The organism is Nakamurella endophytica (assembly GCF_014646215.1).
Taxonomy (GTDB): domain Bacteria; phylum Actinomycetota; class Actinomycetes; order Mycobacteriales; family Nakamurellaceae; genus Nakamurella; species Nakamurella endophytica.
Genome location: NZ_BMNA01000004.1, coordinates 142,243 through 158,239 on the forward strand (window position 1 = coordinate 142,243; position 15,997 = coordinate 158,239).

General features: G+C 76.0%; 12 protein-coding genes. 7 read left to right on the top strand and 5 right to left on the bottom strand.

Annotation, left to right across the window (positions count from 1 at the left end; translation table 11 throughout):
- The coding region (locus IEY37_RS11170; protein ID WP_188941645.1) for a PucR family transcriptional regulator at positions 1-1,228 on the top strand (1,228 nt) is incomplete at its 5' end.
- Here IEY37_RS11170 and IEY37_RS11175 read toward each other — a convergent pair.
- Together IEY37_RS11175 and IEY37_RS11180 are read right to left on the bottom strand one after the other, a co-directional pair.
- The gene (locus IEY37_RS11175; protein WP_188941646.1) at positions 1,198-2,886 is read right to left on the bottom strand and encodes a hydantoinase B/oxoprolinase family protein; all 1,689 of its coding nucleotides are present in this window, start codon (positions 2,884-2,886) and stop codon (positions 1,198-1,200) included. The genes IEY37_RS11170 and IEY37_RS11175 overlap by 31 nt on opposite strands.
- Positions 2,883-4,934 carry a hydantoinase/oxoprolinase family protein gene (locus IEY37_RS11180; protein ID WP_188941647.1) on the bottom strand — a complete coding sequence of 684 codons (2,052 nt, stop codon included), beginning with the start codon at positions 4,932-4,934 and terminating at the stop codon, positions 2,883-2,885. The genes IEY37_RS11175 and IEY37_RS11180 overlap by 4 nt, the downstream gene beginning before the upstream one ends.
- A gap of 212 nt (positions 4,935-5,146) precedes the next feature.
- Between IEY37_RS11180 and IEY37_RS11185 the strand changes: the two genes are divergently transcribed.
- The 3 genes from IEY37_RS11185 to IEY37_RS11195 are packed head-to-tail and all read left to right on the top strand — an operon-like array spanning position 5,147 to position 9,174.
- A complete protein-coding gene (locus IEY37_RS11185) occupies positions 5,147-6,676 on the top strand; it encodes a serine/threonine-protein kinase (RefSeq protein WP_188941648.1) in 1,530 nt (509 codons plus the stop codon).
- 9 nt (positions 6,677-6,685) lie between these two features.
- On the top strand, positions 6,686-7,495 hold the full coding sequence (locus tag IEY37_RS11190) for a purine-nucleoside phosphorylase (RefSeq protein WP_188941649.1): 810 nt from the start codon (positions 6,686-6,688) through the stop codon (positions 7,493-7,495).
- Complete coding sequence (locus tag IEY37_RS11195) at positions 7,492-9,174, top strand: phospho-sugar mutase (protein ID WP_229674304.1); 1,683 nt, start codon at positions 7,492-7,494, stop codon at positions 9,172-9,174. The genes IEY37_RS11190 and IEY37_RS11195 overlap by 4 nt, the downstream gene beginning before the upstream one ends.
- Before the next feature lie 68 nt (positions 9,175-9,242).
- On the opposite strand, the gene IEY37_RS11200 is transcribed toward IEY37_RS11195, so the two are convergent.
- From IEY37_RS11200 to upp, 3 genes are all read right to left on the bottom strand, one after another.
- Entirely contained in the window at positions 9,243-10,010 is a 768-nt protein-coding gene (locus IEY37_RS11200; RefSeq protein ID WP_188941650.1) for a sulfite exporter TauE/SafE family protein, read from the bottom strand.
- A 133-nt stretch (positions 10,011-10,143) separates the two neighbouring features.
- On the bottom strand, positions 10,144-11,478 hold the full coding sequence (locus IEY37_RS11205) for an META domain-containing protein (protein WP_188941651.1): 1,335 nt from the start codon (positions 11,476-11,478) through the stop codon (positions 10,144-10,146).
- A 134-nt stretch (positions 11,479-11,612) separates the two neighbouring features.
- Positions 11,613-12,236, bottom strand: a complete 624-nt coding sequence (gene upp / locus IEY37_RS11210; protein ID WP_188942310.1) for a uracil phosphoribosyltransferase — start codon at positions 12,234-12,236, stop codon at positions 11,613-11,615.
- 161 nt (positions 12,237-12,397) lie between these two features.
- Here upp and deoC point away from each other — a divergent pair, with 161 nt between their 5' ends.
- The 3 genes from deoC to IEY37_RS11225 are packed head-to-tail and all read left to right on the top strand — an operon-like array spanning position 12,398 to position 15,859.
- Positions 12,398-13,483 (top strand): deoxyribose-phosphate aldolase, encoded by a 1,086-nt coding sequence (gene deoC, locus IEY37_RS11215; protein ID WP_188941652.1) that lies wholly within the window; start codon positions 12,398-12,400, stop codon positions 13,481-13,483.
- A gap of 1 nt (position 13,484) precedes the next feature.
- The gene (locus IEY37_RS11220; RefSeq protein WP_188941653.1) at positions 13,485-14,972 is read left to right on the top strand and encodes an aldehyde dehydrogenase family protein; all 1,488 of its coding nucleotides are present in this window, start codon (positions 13,485-13,487) and stop codon (positions 14,970-14,972) included.
- Complete coding sequence (locus tag IEY37_RS11225; protein WP_188941654.1) at positions 14,969-15,859, top strand: aldehyde dehydrogenase family protein; 891 nt, start codon at positions 14,969-14,971, stop codon at positions 15,857-15,859. The genes IEY37_RS11220 and IEY37_RS11225 overlap by 4 nt, the downstream gene beginning before the upstream one ends.
- Positions 15,860-15,997: the final 138 nt, after the last annotated feature.

The window sequence follows — 15,997 nt, forward strand, 5'->3', positions numbered from 1 at the left end:
CGCCGGCGCGGGGGGCGAGCCGGCGGACGCCATCCGCGTCGAGATCGCCGCCGGCGGGCGGCCCTGGGCGGAACTGGTCGCCGGGACCGCCCCGGGCCCGGCCGCGCCGGGCGGCACCCCGGCCGGCGAGACCGGCACGGTGGAGACCCTGCTGCGGCTGGCCCGGCTGCCGCTGCTGGCGGCGTGGGCGCAGAGCCGGCTGACCTCCACCCAGCGCACCGCGCACGAGCGGGCCTCGTTCCAGCTGCTGCGTCGCATGGCCGCGGAGCCGCCGGGCGACCGGGGCGGCCCCGCGGGCGCCCCGGCCGACGACGTGCAGCCACCGGAGTGGGTGGAGGAGCTGGGCTGGCGCATCGACGGCGCCAACCGCGCGGTGTGGATCTCCCCCGTCGACCTCGGCGTGCCGGGCGCCCCGCCGTACCCGGAGCTGACCGAGCTGGTGCAGGCGCTCTGGCACCGGCACCTGCCGGAGTGGCCCATCGTCGAGGACGAGGACGGGTGGATCTCCTGGGACAACGCCGCCCGTCGCGGCGGTGCCCCGGCGGTGCGCAAGGCCCTGGCCGGGCTGGCGGACGCGCTGCACAGCCACTCGCTGGTGGTCGGCGTGGGCGGCGAGCATCGGGGCGTGCCGGGGTTGCTGCGCTCGGCCGCCGAGGCCCGGCTGGCCGCGCACGTCGCCCGGGACGGCGGCGCCGGGTCGGTGCAGTGGTTCGAGCACGTCGGCGCGCGGGCGGCGCTCGCCCTGCTGCCGGTCGCCGCCATCGTGCAGGCGGCCGAGCTGTGCCTGGCCGACCTGATCGCGGCCCGCGACCGGGCGGCGCTGGTCGAGACCGTGCTGGCGGTGCTGGACTGCGGGGCGTCGCTGAGCCAGGCCGCGCAACGGCTGGGCGTGCACCGCAACACCGTGCTCGCCCGGGTGGCGCGGGCCCGCGACCTCGGGCTGGTGCCGGACGACCCGGCGCAGCGGCTGGCGCTGCACGTCATCTGCTACGCGCTGGACGTGTCCTGGTCCGGCGCGACACCCGCGGCAGGGAGCGCATCCTCGGTGACGGCGCCGACCGGGGTGACCGCCGCCGGTGCGCCCCCGGCCGGCGACGGCGACGCCGGTCCCGGACGGTCGTCCGCCGGTCCGGCCTCCCGGCACGGCCGCCCCGGTGCCGGCCGCGCGGGGCGGCCGGCACCGGGGTCGGGCCACCGTCAGGCGACCGCCGAGGTGTCGATGCCGTAGCGGCTGACCGCCGTCTCCGGCGTCAGGTGCCGGTCCAGCACGTCCGCCCGGACGTCCTCCGCGGCCCGCTCGGTGGGGTCACCGAAGCCGCCGCCACCGCCGGTCGCGCAGCGGATGACGTCGCCCTCGCGGATCGCCGTCCCGTTGACCTTGAGCAGGCGGCGCTCGTCCGGCCGGCCCGGATTGATGACGACCTCCGGCCCGACGGCGTCCTCGCCGCCGAACACGCCCCACGCCGGCTGCCGGGAGCGCTCGAACCACAGCGAGACCGTGCAGTCGGTGAGCGCCAGGTACTCGCGGACGACGCCGTTGCCACCGCGCCACCGGCCGGCGCCGCCGGAGTCGGGGCGGATCCGGTACTCGTTGATGCGCCACGGGTACCGCGTCTCGAGCACCTCGATCGGGATGTCCTTGAGCGAGCCGTTGACGTTGTTGATCAGCGCGCTCTCCCCGTCGCTGCCGTTCCACGCGCCCCAGCCGCCGACGGTGGCCTCCAGGCTGACCCACTCGCGGTTGTAGCGAGGGTCGGTCCCGGACGTCAGCACGATCATCGAGTCGCCGTGGCTGGCGCCCGCGACCTGGTCCGGCAGGGCCGGGGCCAGCGCCCTGGCGACCATGTCGATGAGCAGCCCCAGGTGCGAGAAGTACCACTGGCAGGCCGCCGGAGCGGTCGCACCCAGCACCGAACCCTGCCGCACCTGCGTGGTCATCGACCGGAACGAGCCGCCGTTGCCCGGCAGGTCCGGGCTGACCAGCAGCTTGTAGCCGACCCGCAGCGCCGACACCGCCTGCGCGACACCGCAGTTCACCGGACCGACGGTCTGGTCGGCGGACTCGGTGACGTCGAAGTCGATCGTGTCGCCGGCGACGGTGATCTTCAGCCGGATCGGGACCGGCGTGTCCAGGTCCACCCCGTCGTTGTCCAGCACGCCCTCCGCGGCGTACACCCCGTCGGGGATGGCGGTGATCACCGCGCGCTCGAGGACCTCGGTCTGGCGGAAGATCTCGTCCCGGGCCAGCTCCAGGGCCGGCAGCCCGAACCGCTGGACGATCTCCTGCAGCCGCTTCTCGCCCATGGTGATGCACGCGATCATGGCGTGCATGTCGCCGGTGGTCGGGTACGGGAACCGCACGTTGGTGGCGATGATGTCCATCATCGACCGCTCCGGGCGGCCACCGGAGAGCAGCTTCTGCGGGCCCATCCGCAGGCCCTCCTGGAAGATCGACACCGAGTCCATCGAGCCGCCCGGATCCTTGGACCCGACGTCGATCCAGTGCGCGCGCGAGGCCGTGAAACCGACGAGCTCGGTGTCGACGAACACCGGGCCGAAGATGGTCACGTCGTTCAGGTGCGTGCCACCCAGGTAGCTGTCGTTGAGGATCCACACGTCGCCCGGCTGCCACACCTCGCGGCCGAACCGCTCCTCGGTGGCCCGGGTGCAGGTCTCCAGGTTGCCCAGGAAGATCGGCAGCCCGGCGGACTGGCCGAGCACCTGGTGGTCGGCGTCCAGCAGCGCCACCACGCAGTCGCCGCACTCGTAGATGATCGGCGTGTAGGCCGAGCGGATCAGCGTGGCGTTCATGTCGTCCGCCGCCGAGTTCAGCGCGTTGCGGATGATCTCGACCGTGACCGGGTCGAGCGCGGTACCGGTGGTCATGCCTCTACCTCCTGCTGGGCGCGGATGATCAGGGAGCCGGCGTCGTCCACGGTGACCTGGAAGCCGGGCGGCACCACGGTGGTGGCCGTGGCCTCGACGACGATCGCCGGGCCGGCGAAACGGTGCGCGGCGCCCAGGTCGTCGCGGCGGATCAGCATGGTCTCGCAGGGGCGGCCGTCGAAGACCACCGTGCGGACCACGTGCGGGACCTCCTCGGACCGGGCCACCGGCCACTCCTGCGGCGCCGGCTTGCCCAGGTCGCCGAAGGCCGTGGTGCGCAGCGCGACGAACTCGATCGGCGCGCCGAGATTCGCGTGACCGTACCGGTCCTGGTGCTGCTGTGCGAACCGCTCGGCGACCGCGGTGAGGAACTCCGGGCGGCCCGGCTCGTCCGCGTCGGTCAGCGGCACGGTCAGCGTGTACTCCTGCGCCTCGTACCGGATGTCGACGGCGTGCGCCACCGCCCGCTGCTCGGGCTTGACACCCTCGTCGTCCAGCGTGGCCAGGCCCTGCTCCTGCATCCGGCGCAGCGTGGCCGCCATGTCCGCGGCGTCCAGGTCGGCGTCGAGGAAGAAGTACGGCTCGGTGAAGTCCTTGCGGATCCGGGTCTGCAGCATGCCCCAGGCCGAGAACGCGCCGGGGAACCGCGGGACGATGGTCTCGGCGATGCCCAGCTCCTGCGCCAGGAAGACGGCGTGCATGGGGCCGGCGCCGCCGAACGCCACCAGGCTCGAATCGCGTGGCTCGATCCCCCGGGACACGGTGATCGTGCGGATCGCCTGCGCCATCTTGGAATTGGCGACGGTGCAGATGCCCTCGGCCATCTCGGTGGTGTCCAGGCCGAAGCTCTCGCCCAGGGCGGCGACCGCGGTCTTGGCCGCGTCGGTGTCCAGGGTCATCTGCCCGCCGGCGAAGCCCTCCGGGTCGATCCGGCCCAGCACCAGGTTGGCGTCGGTCACGGTCGGCTCGGTGCCGCCCCGGCCGTAGCAGGCCGGGCCCGGCCGGGCACCCGCCGAGCGCGGGCCGACCCGCAGGCCACCGGCCTCGGACCAGGCGACCGAGCCGCCGCCGGCCCCGACGGTGTGGATGTTGACCACGCTCATCAGCATCGGCAGGCCCTCGAGCTGGGCCTCCGCGGACACGTCGGGTTCGCCGTCGACGATCAGCGAGACGTCGAACGACGTCCCGCCCATGTCGACGCCGATCAGATTGCGGCGTCCCGACTGTCGCGATAGCTCGGCGCAGGCGATGGCGCCACCGACCGGTCCGGACAGCAGGGTCTGCAGCGGCCGGGCACGCGCCGACTCGGCCGTCAGGATGCCGCCGGAGGACTGCATGACGTGCAGCGGGACGCCGAGACCGTCGCTGCGCAGCCGGTCCTCGAGCTCGAGCAGGTAGCGCCGCACGATCGGGCCGGTGTAGCTCTCCACCACGGCGGACGAGGTGCGCTCGTACTCACGCCACTCCTTGGCGGCCTCGTGCGAGAGCGAGACGGTGAAGTCGTCGCCGAGCTCGGCGAGCAGGATCTCCCTGGCCCGCAGCTCGTGCGCCGGGTTCTTGTAGCTGAACAGGAACGCCACCGCGACCGCGCCGTGGCCCTGGGCGCGGACGTCCGCCGCCGCCAGCCGCACGGCGGCCTCGTCCAGCGGCTCGAGTTCGCTGCCGTCGGCCGCGATCCGGCCGCCGATGCCGCGGACGTCGCGGCGCGGCACGAGCGGCTCAGGCTTGCGGTAGTGCAGGTCGTACAGGCGGGTCCGCGGACCGCGCGCGATGTGGTAGCTGTCCTCGGCGCCGGCGGTGCCGAGCAGCAGCACCTTGACGCCGCGGCGCTCCAGGAAGGCGTTGAGGCCCTGGGTGGTGCCGTGGACCAGGAAACCGATGTCCGACGTCCGGCCGATCACCGACCCCAGTCCCTCCAGCACCCCCTCGGACAGGTTGCCGGGGGTGGTGGAGGCCTTGCCGGCGGCGAAGGTGCCGGTGTCCTCGTCGTAGGTGACGACGTCGGTGAAGGTCCCGCCGATGTCCATCGAGACGCGGTACGAGCCCATGGGATCTCCGATCTGCTGGCCGGTGTGGCGCTCACCCTAGGAACGGGGCGCCCGGGCCCGGTGTGCACCGCGCATACGCAACCGGGCCTGCTGCGTGCTGGCTGCACGACGGCGGGTCCGGCGCGCTCCGGACCACCGGCCGGCCCGCGGATCCGCGGCGCACCGCGGCCGGGTCGCCGCCGGCGGCCCCGCCGGACACCACAATGGACCGCGTGACCAGCGCGGACCGGCCGGCCGGACCCCCTGCAGCCGCTGCCCCGCGCGCCGGGGCGCCGGCCGCCCGACCGGCCACCGGCCGGTCCGGCTCGCACCCGGCCCCCCGGTACCTCGCCGGCCGGTACCGGCTCGAGCGCGTGCTGGGCCGCGGTGCCATGGGCACGGTCTGGGCCGCGCACGACGAGGCGCTGCACCGCTGGGTGGCGATCAAGGAGGTCGACCTGCCGCGCGGGGTGCCCGTGTCGGAGGCCGACCAGGTCGCCGACCGGGCCATGCGGGAGGCCAGGGCGGTCGCGTCGGTCTCCGACCCGCACGTCGTCACGATCTTCGACCTGCTCTCCATCGGGCACGCGCCGGCGATCGTCATGGAACTGCTGGATGCGCGGTCGCTCGCGGAGGTGCTGCAGGAGGGACCGCTGGACGACGGCGCCGCGACCACCGTGGGACGCGGGGTGGCGGCCGGCCTGGTGGCGGCCCACGCCGCCGGGGTGACGCACCGGGACGTCAAGCCGGGCAACGTGCTGCTCTGCCGGGACGGGCGGGTCAAGCTCACCGACTTCGGCATCGCCCGGACCATCGGCGAGCAGACCCTGACCGCGACCGGGCTGCTTCTCGGATCGCCCGCGTACATCGCTCCCGAGGTGGCCGGCGGCCGGCCCGCCACCGCGATGGCCGACGCCTGGGGGCTGGGGGCGCTGCTGTTCGCCTGCGTGCAGGGCGTGCCGCCGTTCGACGGCGGCGACCCGTTCCGGACGCTGTCCGCGGTGGTGCAGGACCCGGTGCCGCCGCACCCGGCCGCCGGCCGGCTCGGACCGCTGATCGACGGCCTGCTCGTCAAGGACCCGGCGGCGCGGATGACCGTGTCGCAGGCGCTGCACCTGCTGCGCCAGCTCGACGACGACCCGATGGGCGAGCGGCTGATCCCCCGGGCCGCCCGGCCCGGACCCGCGGCGCCGCGGGCGGCGCGCCAGGCGCCACCGGGGCCGGCGTCCCCGTCCGGGCGGGCCCCGGTGGACCGCGCGGCCGGCCCCACCGCGACCCGCCCGGGTCGCCCGGCACGGCCGGCCGGGCTGCCGCCGCCGCCGTGGGCCGGCGGTGCCGGCAGTGCCGGCGGTGCCGGCGGTGCCGGCCGTGCGCTGCCGCCGCCGCCGTGGGCCGGCACCTCCGCGGCCGCGGCGGCCGCCGCCCTGCCGGCGCTGCCGGCACCGACCGTGCGGCCACCGCTGCGCGGGCGGCGGCTGGTGGTCGCGGCCGTGCTGGTCGCCCTGCTCGCCGCCGCCGGCGGCTTCTTCGGGGTGCGCGCGATCGCCGCGCTGGCCCGGTCCACGGCGGGCGAGGGCAGCCCGCCCGCCGCGGCGGCGGCCGCCCGCTCCACAGACGCTCCGGCCGCCATGTCGACCGACGCCCCGGCCGGCCTGTCGACCGACGCCCCGGCGGCCCTGTCCTCGGACGGCTCGGCTGCCCGGTCCACGGACGGCCCGGCAGCGGCCCCGCACACCGCCCTCACCCCGGGGCGCCCCGGTTAGGCTCCGCCGGTGACGACCGATTCGCCGGAGAACAGCCGCGCCACGGCGGAGGAGGCGGCCGCGCTGCTCGCTCGGGCCACCGGGGTGCTGCACCACGACGTCGCCCTGGTCCTGGGCTCGGGGTGGGGACCGGCCGCGGACGCCCTCGGCACCCCGACCGCGGAGCTGGCGACCGAGCACCTGCCCGGCTTCCGCCCGCCCGGCGTCGAGGGCCATGCCGGCACGCTGCGGTCCGTCCCGATCGCCGGTAAGCGGGCGCTGGTCTTCCAGGGCCGCACCCACCTGTACGAGGGGCGTGGGGTCGCCTCGGTGGTGCATGCCGTGCGCACCGCCACCGCCGCCGGCGCGCGGCTGGTCGTGCTCACCAACGCGGCCGGCGGGCTGCGCGAGAGCATGTCGCCCGGCCAGCCGGTGCTGATCAGCGACCACCTGAACCTGACCGCCACCTCGCCGCTGGTGGGCGCGCAGTTCGTGGACCTGACCGACCTGTGGTCGCCCCGGCTGCGGGCGCTGGCCCGGAGCATCGACCCGTCGCTCGAGGAGGGCGTCTACGCCCAGCTGCCCGGGCCGCACTTCGAGACACCGGCAGAGATCCGCATGCTGCGCACCCTGGGCGCCGACCTGGTCGGCATGTCCACGGTGCTGGAGGCGATCGCCGCCCGGGCCGCGGGCGCCGAGGTCTTCGGGGTGTCGCTGGTGACGAACATGGCCGCCGGGATGACCGGGCAGGCGCTGGACCACCAGGAGGTGCTGCAGACCGGGCGGGAGGCGGCCGGACGGATGGGTGCCCTGCTGGCCGAGGTGGTGGCGCAGGCGTGACCGGGTCCGGCGCCCTGACCCCCGATCTGCGGACCGCCACCCTGGCCTGGATCGCGGACGACCCGCACCCGGGCGACCGCGCCGAACTGCAGCAGCTCCTCGACCGGGCCGGCGACGACGGCGACGCCGCGGCCGAACTCGCCGACCGGATGCGGGCGCCCCTGGCCTTCGGCACGGCCGGGCTGCGCGGCGCGCTGCGCGCCGGCCCGGGCGGCATGAACCTGGCCACCGTGCGGCGGGCCGCGGCCGGCGTCGCCCGGTACCTGCGCGAGCAGGGCGACGTGGACCGCGTGGTGGTGGGCTTCGACGCGCGACACCGGTCGTCCGAGTTCGCCCGGGACGTCGCCGGGGTGCTGGCCGCCGCCGGCTTCCCGGCGCTGCTGGCGTCCGGTCCGGTCCCGACGCCGGTCACCGCCTACGCCACCCGGGCGCTGGCCGCCGCGGCCGGCATCCAGGTCACCGCCTCGCACAACCCGCCGCAGGACAACGGCCTGAAGGTCTATTTGCGCGGCGGCACGCAGCTGGTGGGTCCCGCCGACGGTGACATCGAGAACGCCATCCGGTCCGCGGGACCGGCCCGGGACATCGACACCGGCGGCGAGCCGCAGCCCTGGCCGCCGGACCTCGTCGAGTCGTACCGCCGGCGCGCGGCCGCGGTGGCCACCGTCCCGGCCGCCACCGCGCTGCGGGTGGCGGCGACCGCGCTGCACGGCGTCGGCGCCGCGCTCCTGGTGGACACCCTGGCGCTGGCCGGCATCACCGACGTGCACCAGGTGCCCGAGCAGGAGCGCCCCGACCCGGACTTCCCGACCGTGGTCTTCCCCAATCCCGAGGAACCCGGCGCCTGCGACCTGCTGCTCGACCTGGCCGCGCGGATCGGCGCGGACGTCGCGGTGGCCAACGACCCGGACGCCGACCGGTGCAGCATCGGCGTCCCCACCGGGTCCGGGTGGCGGATGCTCAGCGGCGACGAGACCGGCACCCTGCTCGGCGACCACCTGCTGCGCCGGCTGGACCGCACGGCGCACCCCGATCCCCTGGTCGCGACGACCATCGTCTCGTCCGAGCAGCTGCGGGCGGTGGCCGGCGCGCACGGCGCCCGCCACGACGAGACCCTCACCGGGTTCAAGTGGATCGTCCGCGCCGGGGACGGCGCCGGCACCGGGCTCGTCTTCGGGTACGAGGAGGCGCTGGGACTGGCCGTCGACCCGGACGCGGTGCGGGACAAGGACGGCATCTCGGCGGCCGTGCTGGCCTGCGACCTGGTGGCGACGCTCAAGTCGGAGGGCCGCACGGTGCAGGACCGGCTGGACGAGCTGGCCCGCCGGGACGGGCTGTACACCACCGGTGCGCTGTCGGTCCGGGTCACCGACCTGTCGCTGATCGGCGACGCCCTGCGCCGGCTGCGGGCCGCGCCGCCGGACCGGCTGGCCGGCGAGCGGGTGGAGTCCGTCGAGGATCTCCTGCCCCGCACCGACGGGCTGGTGCTGCGCACCGCCACCCAGCGCGTCGTCGTCCGGCCGTCCGGGACCGAGCCCAAGCTCAAGTGCTACCTGCAGGTGGTCGACCCGGTGCCGCCCGGGACGGGCGATCTCGCCCCGCTGCGCGCCCGGGCGCAGGCCCGGCTGGACGACCTGCGGGCGGCGGTCGAAGCCGCGGTCGGCCTGGCCCCGGCCTGACCGCGCCCCGCTTCCTCGGCGACCTGGTGGCCGCCTCGGGCCGCCCCGCCGGCACACCGCTCAGGCCGTCACGTGAGCCACAGCCGGACGGCCAGCGCCAGCCCGGCCAGCGCGACGACGACCCGCAGCACGGTGGGCGGGACCCGGCGGACCAGCGTCGGGCCGAGCGCCCCGCCGACCAGGCAGCCGATGCCCAGCGGCAGCACCGCCGCCCACCGCACGTCGCCGGAGACGGCGAACAGCACCGCGGCCGTGGCGTTGGCCGCCCCCATCAACAGGTTCCGCAGCGCGGTCGCCCGCGGGAGCACCAGGTCGGTGCCGACGACCAGCAGCGCCAGCACCATGACCCCGGCCGCGGCGCCGAAGTAGCCGCCGTAGACGTAGGCCAGGAACAGGCCGCCCGCGACCACCGGCCCGGTGTGCGCGGCCGGTCGCGGGCGCTCCGGGTGGGTCGCCGCCGAGCGCAGCGTGCGGATCCGCGGGGCGGCCAGCAGCAGCACCGACGCCAGCGCCACCAGGTACGGCACCACCACGTCGAACGCCGAGGACGGCGTGGTCAGCAGCAGCGTCCCACCGACGGCGCCGCCCAGCACGGCCAGCGGCACCGCCCGCCGCACCGCGCCGCCCAGCCCGCGGAGCTCGGCGCGGGACCGGGACACCGAGCCGACCGAGCTGCCGATCAGCGCCACGGTGTTGGTGACGTTGGCGACCACCGGCGGCAGTCCCAGCGCCAGCAGCGCCGGGAACGACACCAGCGACGCCAACCCGGCGGTCGAGCCGATCACGCCGGCACCCACCCCGGCCACCGCCAGCAGGACCAGCTGCCACAGCGTCACCCGCGCCGCTCCCTCCGGCCCCCCGCCGGCCGGGACACCCCGCGGGGCCGGCGACCGGTCCCGCGGCTGGCATCACAGCACGCCCGTCCCGATGGCCGACCACCGCCGTCGGACCGGGGCCTCGCCGGGACGGTCAGCGGCGCATGCCGGGACCCTCGGGGATCGTGGCGTCCGGACCCGGGGACTTGGTCGGATCGAGGCCCGGGCCGGCCGGGCCGGAGCCGGGGGCGGTCGACCGCGGCGGCGGGGTTCCGGCCGTGATCGACAGGCCGGGCAGCGGGGTCCCCGTCGTCGGCCTGCCCGCCGGCCCTGGCACCGGCTCCTGGGCCGCGGCGAACACCAGCCCGCGGCCGTCCTCCGCGGTGACCGTGAGCCGGTTGCCGTCGACTCGGTACGCCACCGTCCCGCGGATGACGGCGAGCAGGGCGCGGTCCACGTCGTCCCTCGCCCCGCCGCACGCCCGCTGCGTGGTGATCACCGACCCGATCCGCAACTCGTCCTCGGTGACCGTGACCGGGCCGCTCCCGCTGTTGCAGGCTCCGGAGATCTGGAGCTGGTCACGGGACAGCACCACGGTGGGTGCCAGTCCGCCCGGGACGCTGGACACGGTGTCCCCGGTGACGAGCCCGTCGAGCACCCACTGCGTCCCGGTCAGCCGGCGCGGCTGCTCGGCCTCGAGCCGGACGGTCGCCCCGGTCGCGGAGAGCACGACGGTCCCGCCGTCGCGCCGGTACTCCGGACCGGCGGCCAGGAACCGTGCCAGCCAGGCGTCGTCCGCCCCGCGGGCGCCCGGACAGGCCATGTCCGAGGCGACGACGTCCGACACCGCCAACCGGCCGTCGCGCAACACCACCGTGGCGGAGTGAATGTTGCAACCTGCGTCCGCGGACAGCCGGTCGCCGGCGAAGTCCACGGTCAGCGTGGAACCGGCCGCCAGCCGGTGCCCGGTGATCGACGTGGCGATCCACCGGCCGGCCGGCAGGGGGCTCGCGGCGGACCCGGATCCGGCTCCCGACCCGCTCGGCGAGCCCGCCGTGCCAAGGCCGGACGGACCGGCCGTCGTGGCGGAGCCGCCCGCGGACGAGCCGTCCGCCGCCGACGAGCCGGAGCCCGCAGCAGCGGTCGACCCGGCGGCACCCGGTGTTCCGGTGGCCGGCGCGGACGACGTGGCCGGTGCCGGCGACGAGGCCGGTGCCGGCGACGAGGCCGGTGCCGGCGACGAGGCCGGTGCCGGCGACGAGGCCGTCGTGCTCCCGGCGGAGCCGCCCGCGGGTGCCTGCCCGGCACAGCCGGCCAGCACCGCCGCGGCCACGGCGCCGGCGACCGCCACCCGGCAGGCGAGCAGCCAGGACGTCCGGCGACCGACCGGGCCCGTGCGGGGCGAGGCGGGGGCGCCGGTCGCCGGCTGCCGGGGCGGGGCGTCGGGCGCGGAGCGGGGTGCCGGGGGACGGGCGGATGTGGTCGTCACACCTGCAGGACGCGGCGGATGCCGTCCGGGGTTGCATCGGGATCGCGACCAGAACGGCCGAGCCACGAGCACTGTCAGGATTGGCAGGGACCGGGACGGTGCGCACGCACCGTTCCGCTGCCGCTGGTCGCCGGTCACACCGACCCGAACTGCCGGTCCCCGGCGTCACCGAGACCGGGGACGATGTACCCGGAGTCGTTGAGCCGCTCGTCGACCGACGCGGTGACCACCCGCACCGGCAGCCCGGCCGACGCCAGGGTGGCCAGGCCCTCCGGTGCCGCCAGCGCGCAGATCGCCGTGACGTCGGTGGCGCCGCGCGCGGTCAAGAGCTCGATGGTGTGCACCATCGACCCGCCGGTGGCCAGCATGGGGTCCAGGACGTACACCGGCCGGCCGGCCAGCGTCTCGGGCAGCGACTCCATGTAGGGCGTCGGCTGCAGCGTGGTCTCGTCCCTGGCCAGCCCGACGAACCCCATCTGCGCCTCCGGGATCAGCGCGTGCGCCTGGTCGGCCATGCCCAGGCCGGCGCGCAGCACCGGCACCAGCAGCGGCGGGTTCGCCAGCCGCACGGCCGACGTCCTGGCCACCGGGGTGTGGATGGCGAAGCGCTCGACCGCCAGGTCCCGGGTCGCCTCGTAGATCAGCATCAGGGTCAGCTCGCGCAGCGCGGCGCGGAACGTCGCGTTGTCCGTCCGGGCGTCCCGCATCGTCGACAGCCGGGCGACGGCCAGCGGGTGGTCGACGACGGTGACGGGCAGCCCCGCCGGGACCTCGTGCGGCGACGGCATCGCGGGCTCCTGACGCTCGGTCGGGCGGGACTGCGGGCACCGCCCGATGGCTGCACGGTAGTCGACCGCCCGCGACCGGGACGGCCGTCGCCGCCCCGCCCGGCCCGGGCTTGCGGACCTAGACTGCCCCGATGGACACCGCACGGCCGCAGGGCGGCGCCGCGGCGCTCGCCGAGCCCGGCGCCGGGCCGGACGCCACCACCCCCGCACTGCCCGCGGGCACCGCCGGGACGGCCGGGGGGCTGCAGCAGCGTCCCGCCCCGTCGCCCGGGCTGCGCACCGACGCCGAACTGTCCGACGCCACCCGCGACGACTCGTCGCTGCGCCGGTTCCTGCGCGGACTGCCCGGCATCGACCCGGTCGGCCTCGAGCAGCGTGCGGCCGGCCTGGCCACCCGCTCGATCAAGAAGAACAGCAAGCTGCAGGCCATCGACCTGGCCATCTCGATGGTCGACCTGACGACGCTCGAGGGCGCGGACACCCCCGGCAAGGTCCGGTCGCTGGCCGCCAAGGCCCGCCGTCCCGATCCTGCGCAGCCGGGCGTCCCGTCCGTCGCCGCCGTCTGCGTCTACCCCGACCTGGTCGCGGTGGCCGCCGAGCAGCTGGCCGGCAGCGGCGTCGGCGTCGCCTCGGTGGCGACCGCGTTCCCCTCCGGAAGAGCCGCGCTGGCCGTCAAGCTGGCCGACGTCCGGTCCGCCGTGGACGCCGGCGCGACCGAGATCGACATGGTGATCGACCGCGGCGCCTTCCTGGCGGGCCGCTTCGGCGAGGTCTTCGACCAGATCGTCGCCGTCCGGCAGGCCTGCGCCGGGCGCCGCCTCAAGGTCATCCTGGAGACCGGCGAGCTGGGCACCTACGACAACGTCCGCCGCGCGGCGTGGCTCGCGCTGCTGGCCGGCGGCGACTTCGTGAAGACCTCGACCGGCAAGGTGTCCCCCGCGGCGACGCTGCCGGTCACCCAGGTCCTGCTGCAGGCGGTCGCCGACTGGCACGCCCGCACCGGCGAGTACCGCGCGGTCAAGCCGGCCGGCGGCATCCGCACCACCAAGGACGCCGTCCGGCACCTGGTGGCGGTCAACGAGGTCGCCGGCCCGGCATGGCTGGACCCCTACCTGTTCCGCTTCGGCGCGTCGTCGCTGCTCAACGACCTGTTGCTGCAGCGCCGGACGCAACGCGAGGGCCACTACAGCGGACCCGACTACGTGACGGTGGACTGACATGACGGCGATCGCCCCCCATCCCACGCCCGGCTCCGCGCTGGAGTGGGACTACGCCCCCGCACCGGAGTCGGCCGCCATCGGCCGGATCCGGGACCGCTACCGCATGTACCTGGACGGCGACTTCGTCGACGGCCAGGGCGACGACCTGACGTCGGTCAACCCGGCCACCGAGGAGCCGCTGGCCACCGTCTCCACCGCCTCCGCGGCCGACGTGGACCGGGCCGTCACGGCCGCCCGTCGGGCGTACGAGGGCCCGTGGTCGGCCATGCCGGCCGCCGAGCGGGGCAAGTACCTGTTCCGCATCGCCCGCGGCATCGCCGAGCGCGCCCGCGAGTTGGCCGTGGTGGAGACCCTGGACAACGGCAAGCCGATCAAGGAGTCCCGCGACGTCGACGTCCCCACCGCGTCGGCGCACTTCTTCTACCACGCCGGCTGGGCGGACAAGCTGGCACACGCGGGCCTCGGCCCCGCCCCGCGGCCGTTGGGCGTGGTGGGCCAGGTCATCCCGTGGAACTTCCCGTTGCTGATGGCGGCCTGGAAGATCGCCCCGGCGCTGGCCGCGGGCAACACCGTGGTGCTCAAGCCGGCCGAGACGACCCCGCTGACGGCGCTGGTCCTGGCCGAGATCCTCGCCGACGCCGGACTTCCCGACGGCGTGGTGAACATCCTGCCCGGCGCCGGCGACGTGGGGCAGGCCCTGGTCCGCCACCCGGGCATCGACAAGGTCGCCTTCACCGGGTCGACCGAGGTCGGCCGGCAGATCCAGTCCGCGCTGGCCGGCACCGGGCGCGCGCTCACCCTGGAGCTGGGCGGCAAGGCGGCCAACATCGTGTTCGACGACGCGCCGCTGGACCAGGCGGTCGAGGGCATCGTCAACGGCATCTTCTTCAACCAGGGTCACGTCTGCTGCGCGGGCTCCCGCCTGCTGGTGCAGGAGTCGGTCGCCGACGAGGTGCTGGACAAGCTGCGCCTGCGGATCTCGACGCTGCGGCTCGGAGATCCCATGGACAAGAACACCGACGTCGGCGCGGTCAACTCCGCGGAACAGCTGCAGCGCATCACCGAGCTGTCCGCCACCGGCGACCTCGAGGGCGCGCAGCGCTGGACGTCGCCGTGCCCGCTGCCGGACCGCGGGTACTTCTTCCCGCCGACGGTGTTCAGCGGCGTCACGCAGTCCATGCGGATCGCCCGGGACGAGATCTTCGGCCCGGTGCTGTCCGTGCTGACCTTCCGCACCCCGGACGAGGCGGTCGCCAAGGCCAACAACACGCCGTACGGGCTGTCGGCCGGCGTCTGGACCGAGAAGGGCTCGCGGATCCTGGGCATGGCCTCCGCGCTGCGGGCCGGCGTGGTCTGGGCCAACACCTTCAACAGGTTCGACCCCACCGCCGCGTTCGGCGGGTACCGGGAGTCGGGTTTCGGTCGCGAGGGCGGCAGGGCCGGCCTGGCGGCGTACCTGCGGTCCGACGAGGGAGCACAGGCGTGAGCCAGCAACGACTTCCGGTCGCCAAGACCTACAAGCTGTTCGTCGGCGGGGCCTTCCCGCGGTCCGAGTCGGGCCGCACCTACCCGGTCCGCGGGCCGGGCGGCGAGTTCCTCGCCAACGTCGCCCGGGCCTCCCGCAAGGACGCCCGGGACGCCGTGGTGGCGGCCCGCAAGGCGTTCCGCGGCTGGGCCGGCACCACCGCGTACAACCGCGGCCAGGTGGTGTACCGGATCGCCGAGATGCTCGAGGGCCGGCGCGCGCAGTTCGTCGACCTCCTGGTCACCGGTGACGGCGCCGACCCGGCGGCGGCCGGTGCGGCCGTCGACGCCGCGGTGGACCGGATCGTGCACTTCGCGGGCTGGACCGACAAGCTGGCCGCGGTGTGGGGCAGCGCCAACCCGGTCGCCGGCCCGTACTTCTCGTTCTCGGTGCCGGAGCCCACCGGCGTGGTGGCGGCGCTGGCCCCGCCCGACGACGCCCTGCTCGGGCTGGTGTCGGTGGTCGCCCCGATCATCGCGTCGGGCAACACCGTGGTGGTCCTCGCGGCGCCGGACCACCCCTTGCCGGCCATCGCCCTGGCCGAGGTGCTGGCCACCTCCGATCTGCCGGGGGGCGTGGTCAACATCCTCACCGGTGACCCGGCCGAGATCGCCCCGCACCTGGCGGCCCACGGCGACGTCGACGCGCTGGACCTGACCGGGGCGGGCGCCGAGTTGCGCGCCGACCTGGAGCGCGCCGCCGCCGGCACCGTCAAGCGCGTCCACGTCCCCACCGGCTCGGACTGGACCGCCCCGCCCGGTACCGCCCGGCTGCGCGCCTTCCTCGAGGTCAAGACGGTCTGGCACCCCACCGGCGCGGTCTCGCTGACCGGCGGCGGCGGCTACTGACGGCAGGTCCGCTGCCCGGGCCGGCGGCCGCCCCGCGCCGGCCGGCGCCGATGAGCTTGGTCACAGCAAGCGTCATCTGCCGCACCGGCGGCGTCGGGGCCGGTCGACGGTGTGGGGTTCGCCGTCGTCCTCTCGTAC

Bases quoted from the DNA above. Each gene is read 5' to 3' on its own strand.
- IEY37_RS11175 (WP_188941646.1), bottom strand. From the start codon at position 2,886: ATGACCACCGGTACCGCGCTCGACCCGGTCACGGTCGAGATCATCCGC.
- IEY37_RS11180 (WP_188941647.1), bottom strand. From the start codon at position 4,934: ATGGGCTCGTACCGCGTCTCGATGGACATCGGCGGGACCTTCACCGAC.
- deoC (WP_188941652.1), top strand. From the start codon at position 12,398: ATGGACACCGCACGGCCGCAGGGCGGCGCCGCGGCGCTCGCCGAGCCC.
- IEY37_RS11220 (WP_188941653.1), top strand. From the start codon at position 13,485: ATGACGGCGATCGCCCCCCATCCCACGCCCGGCTCCGCGCTGGAGTGG.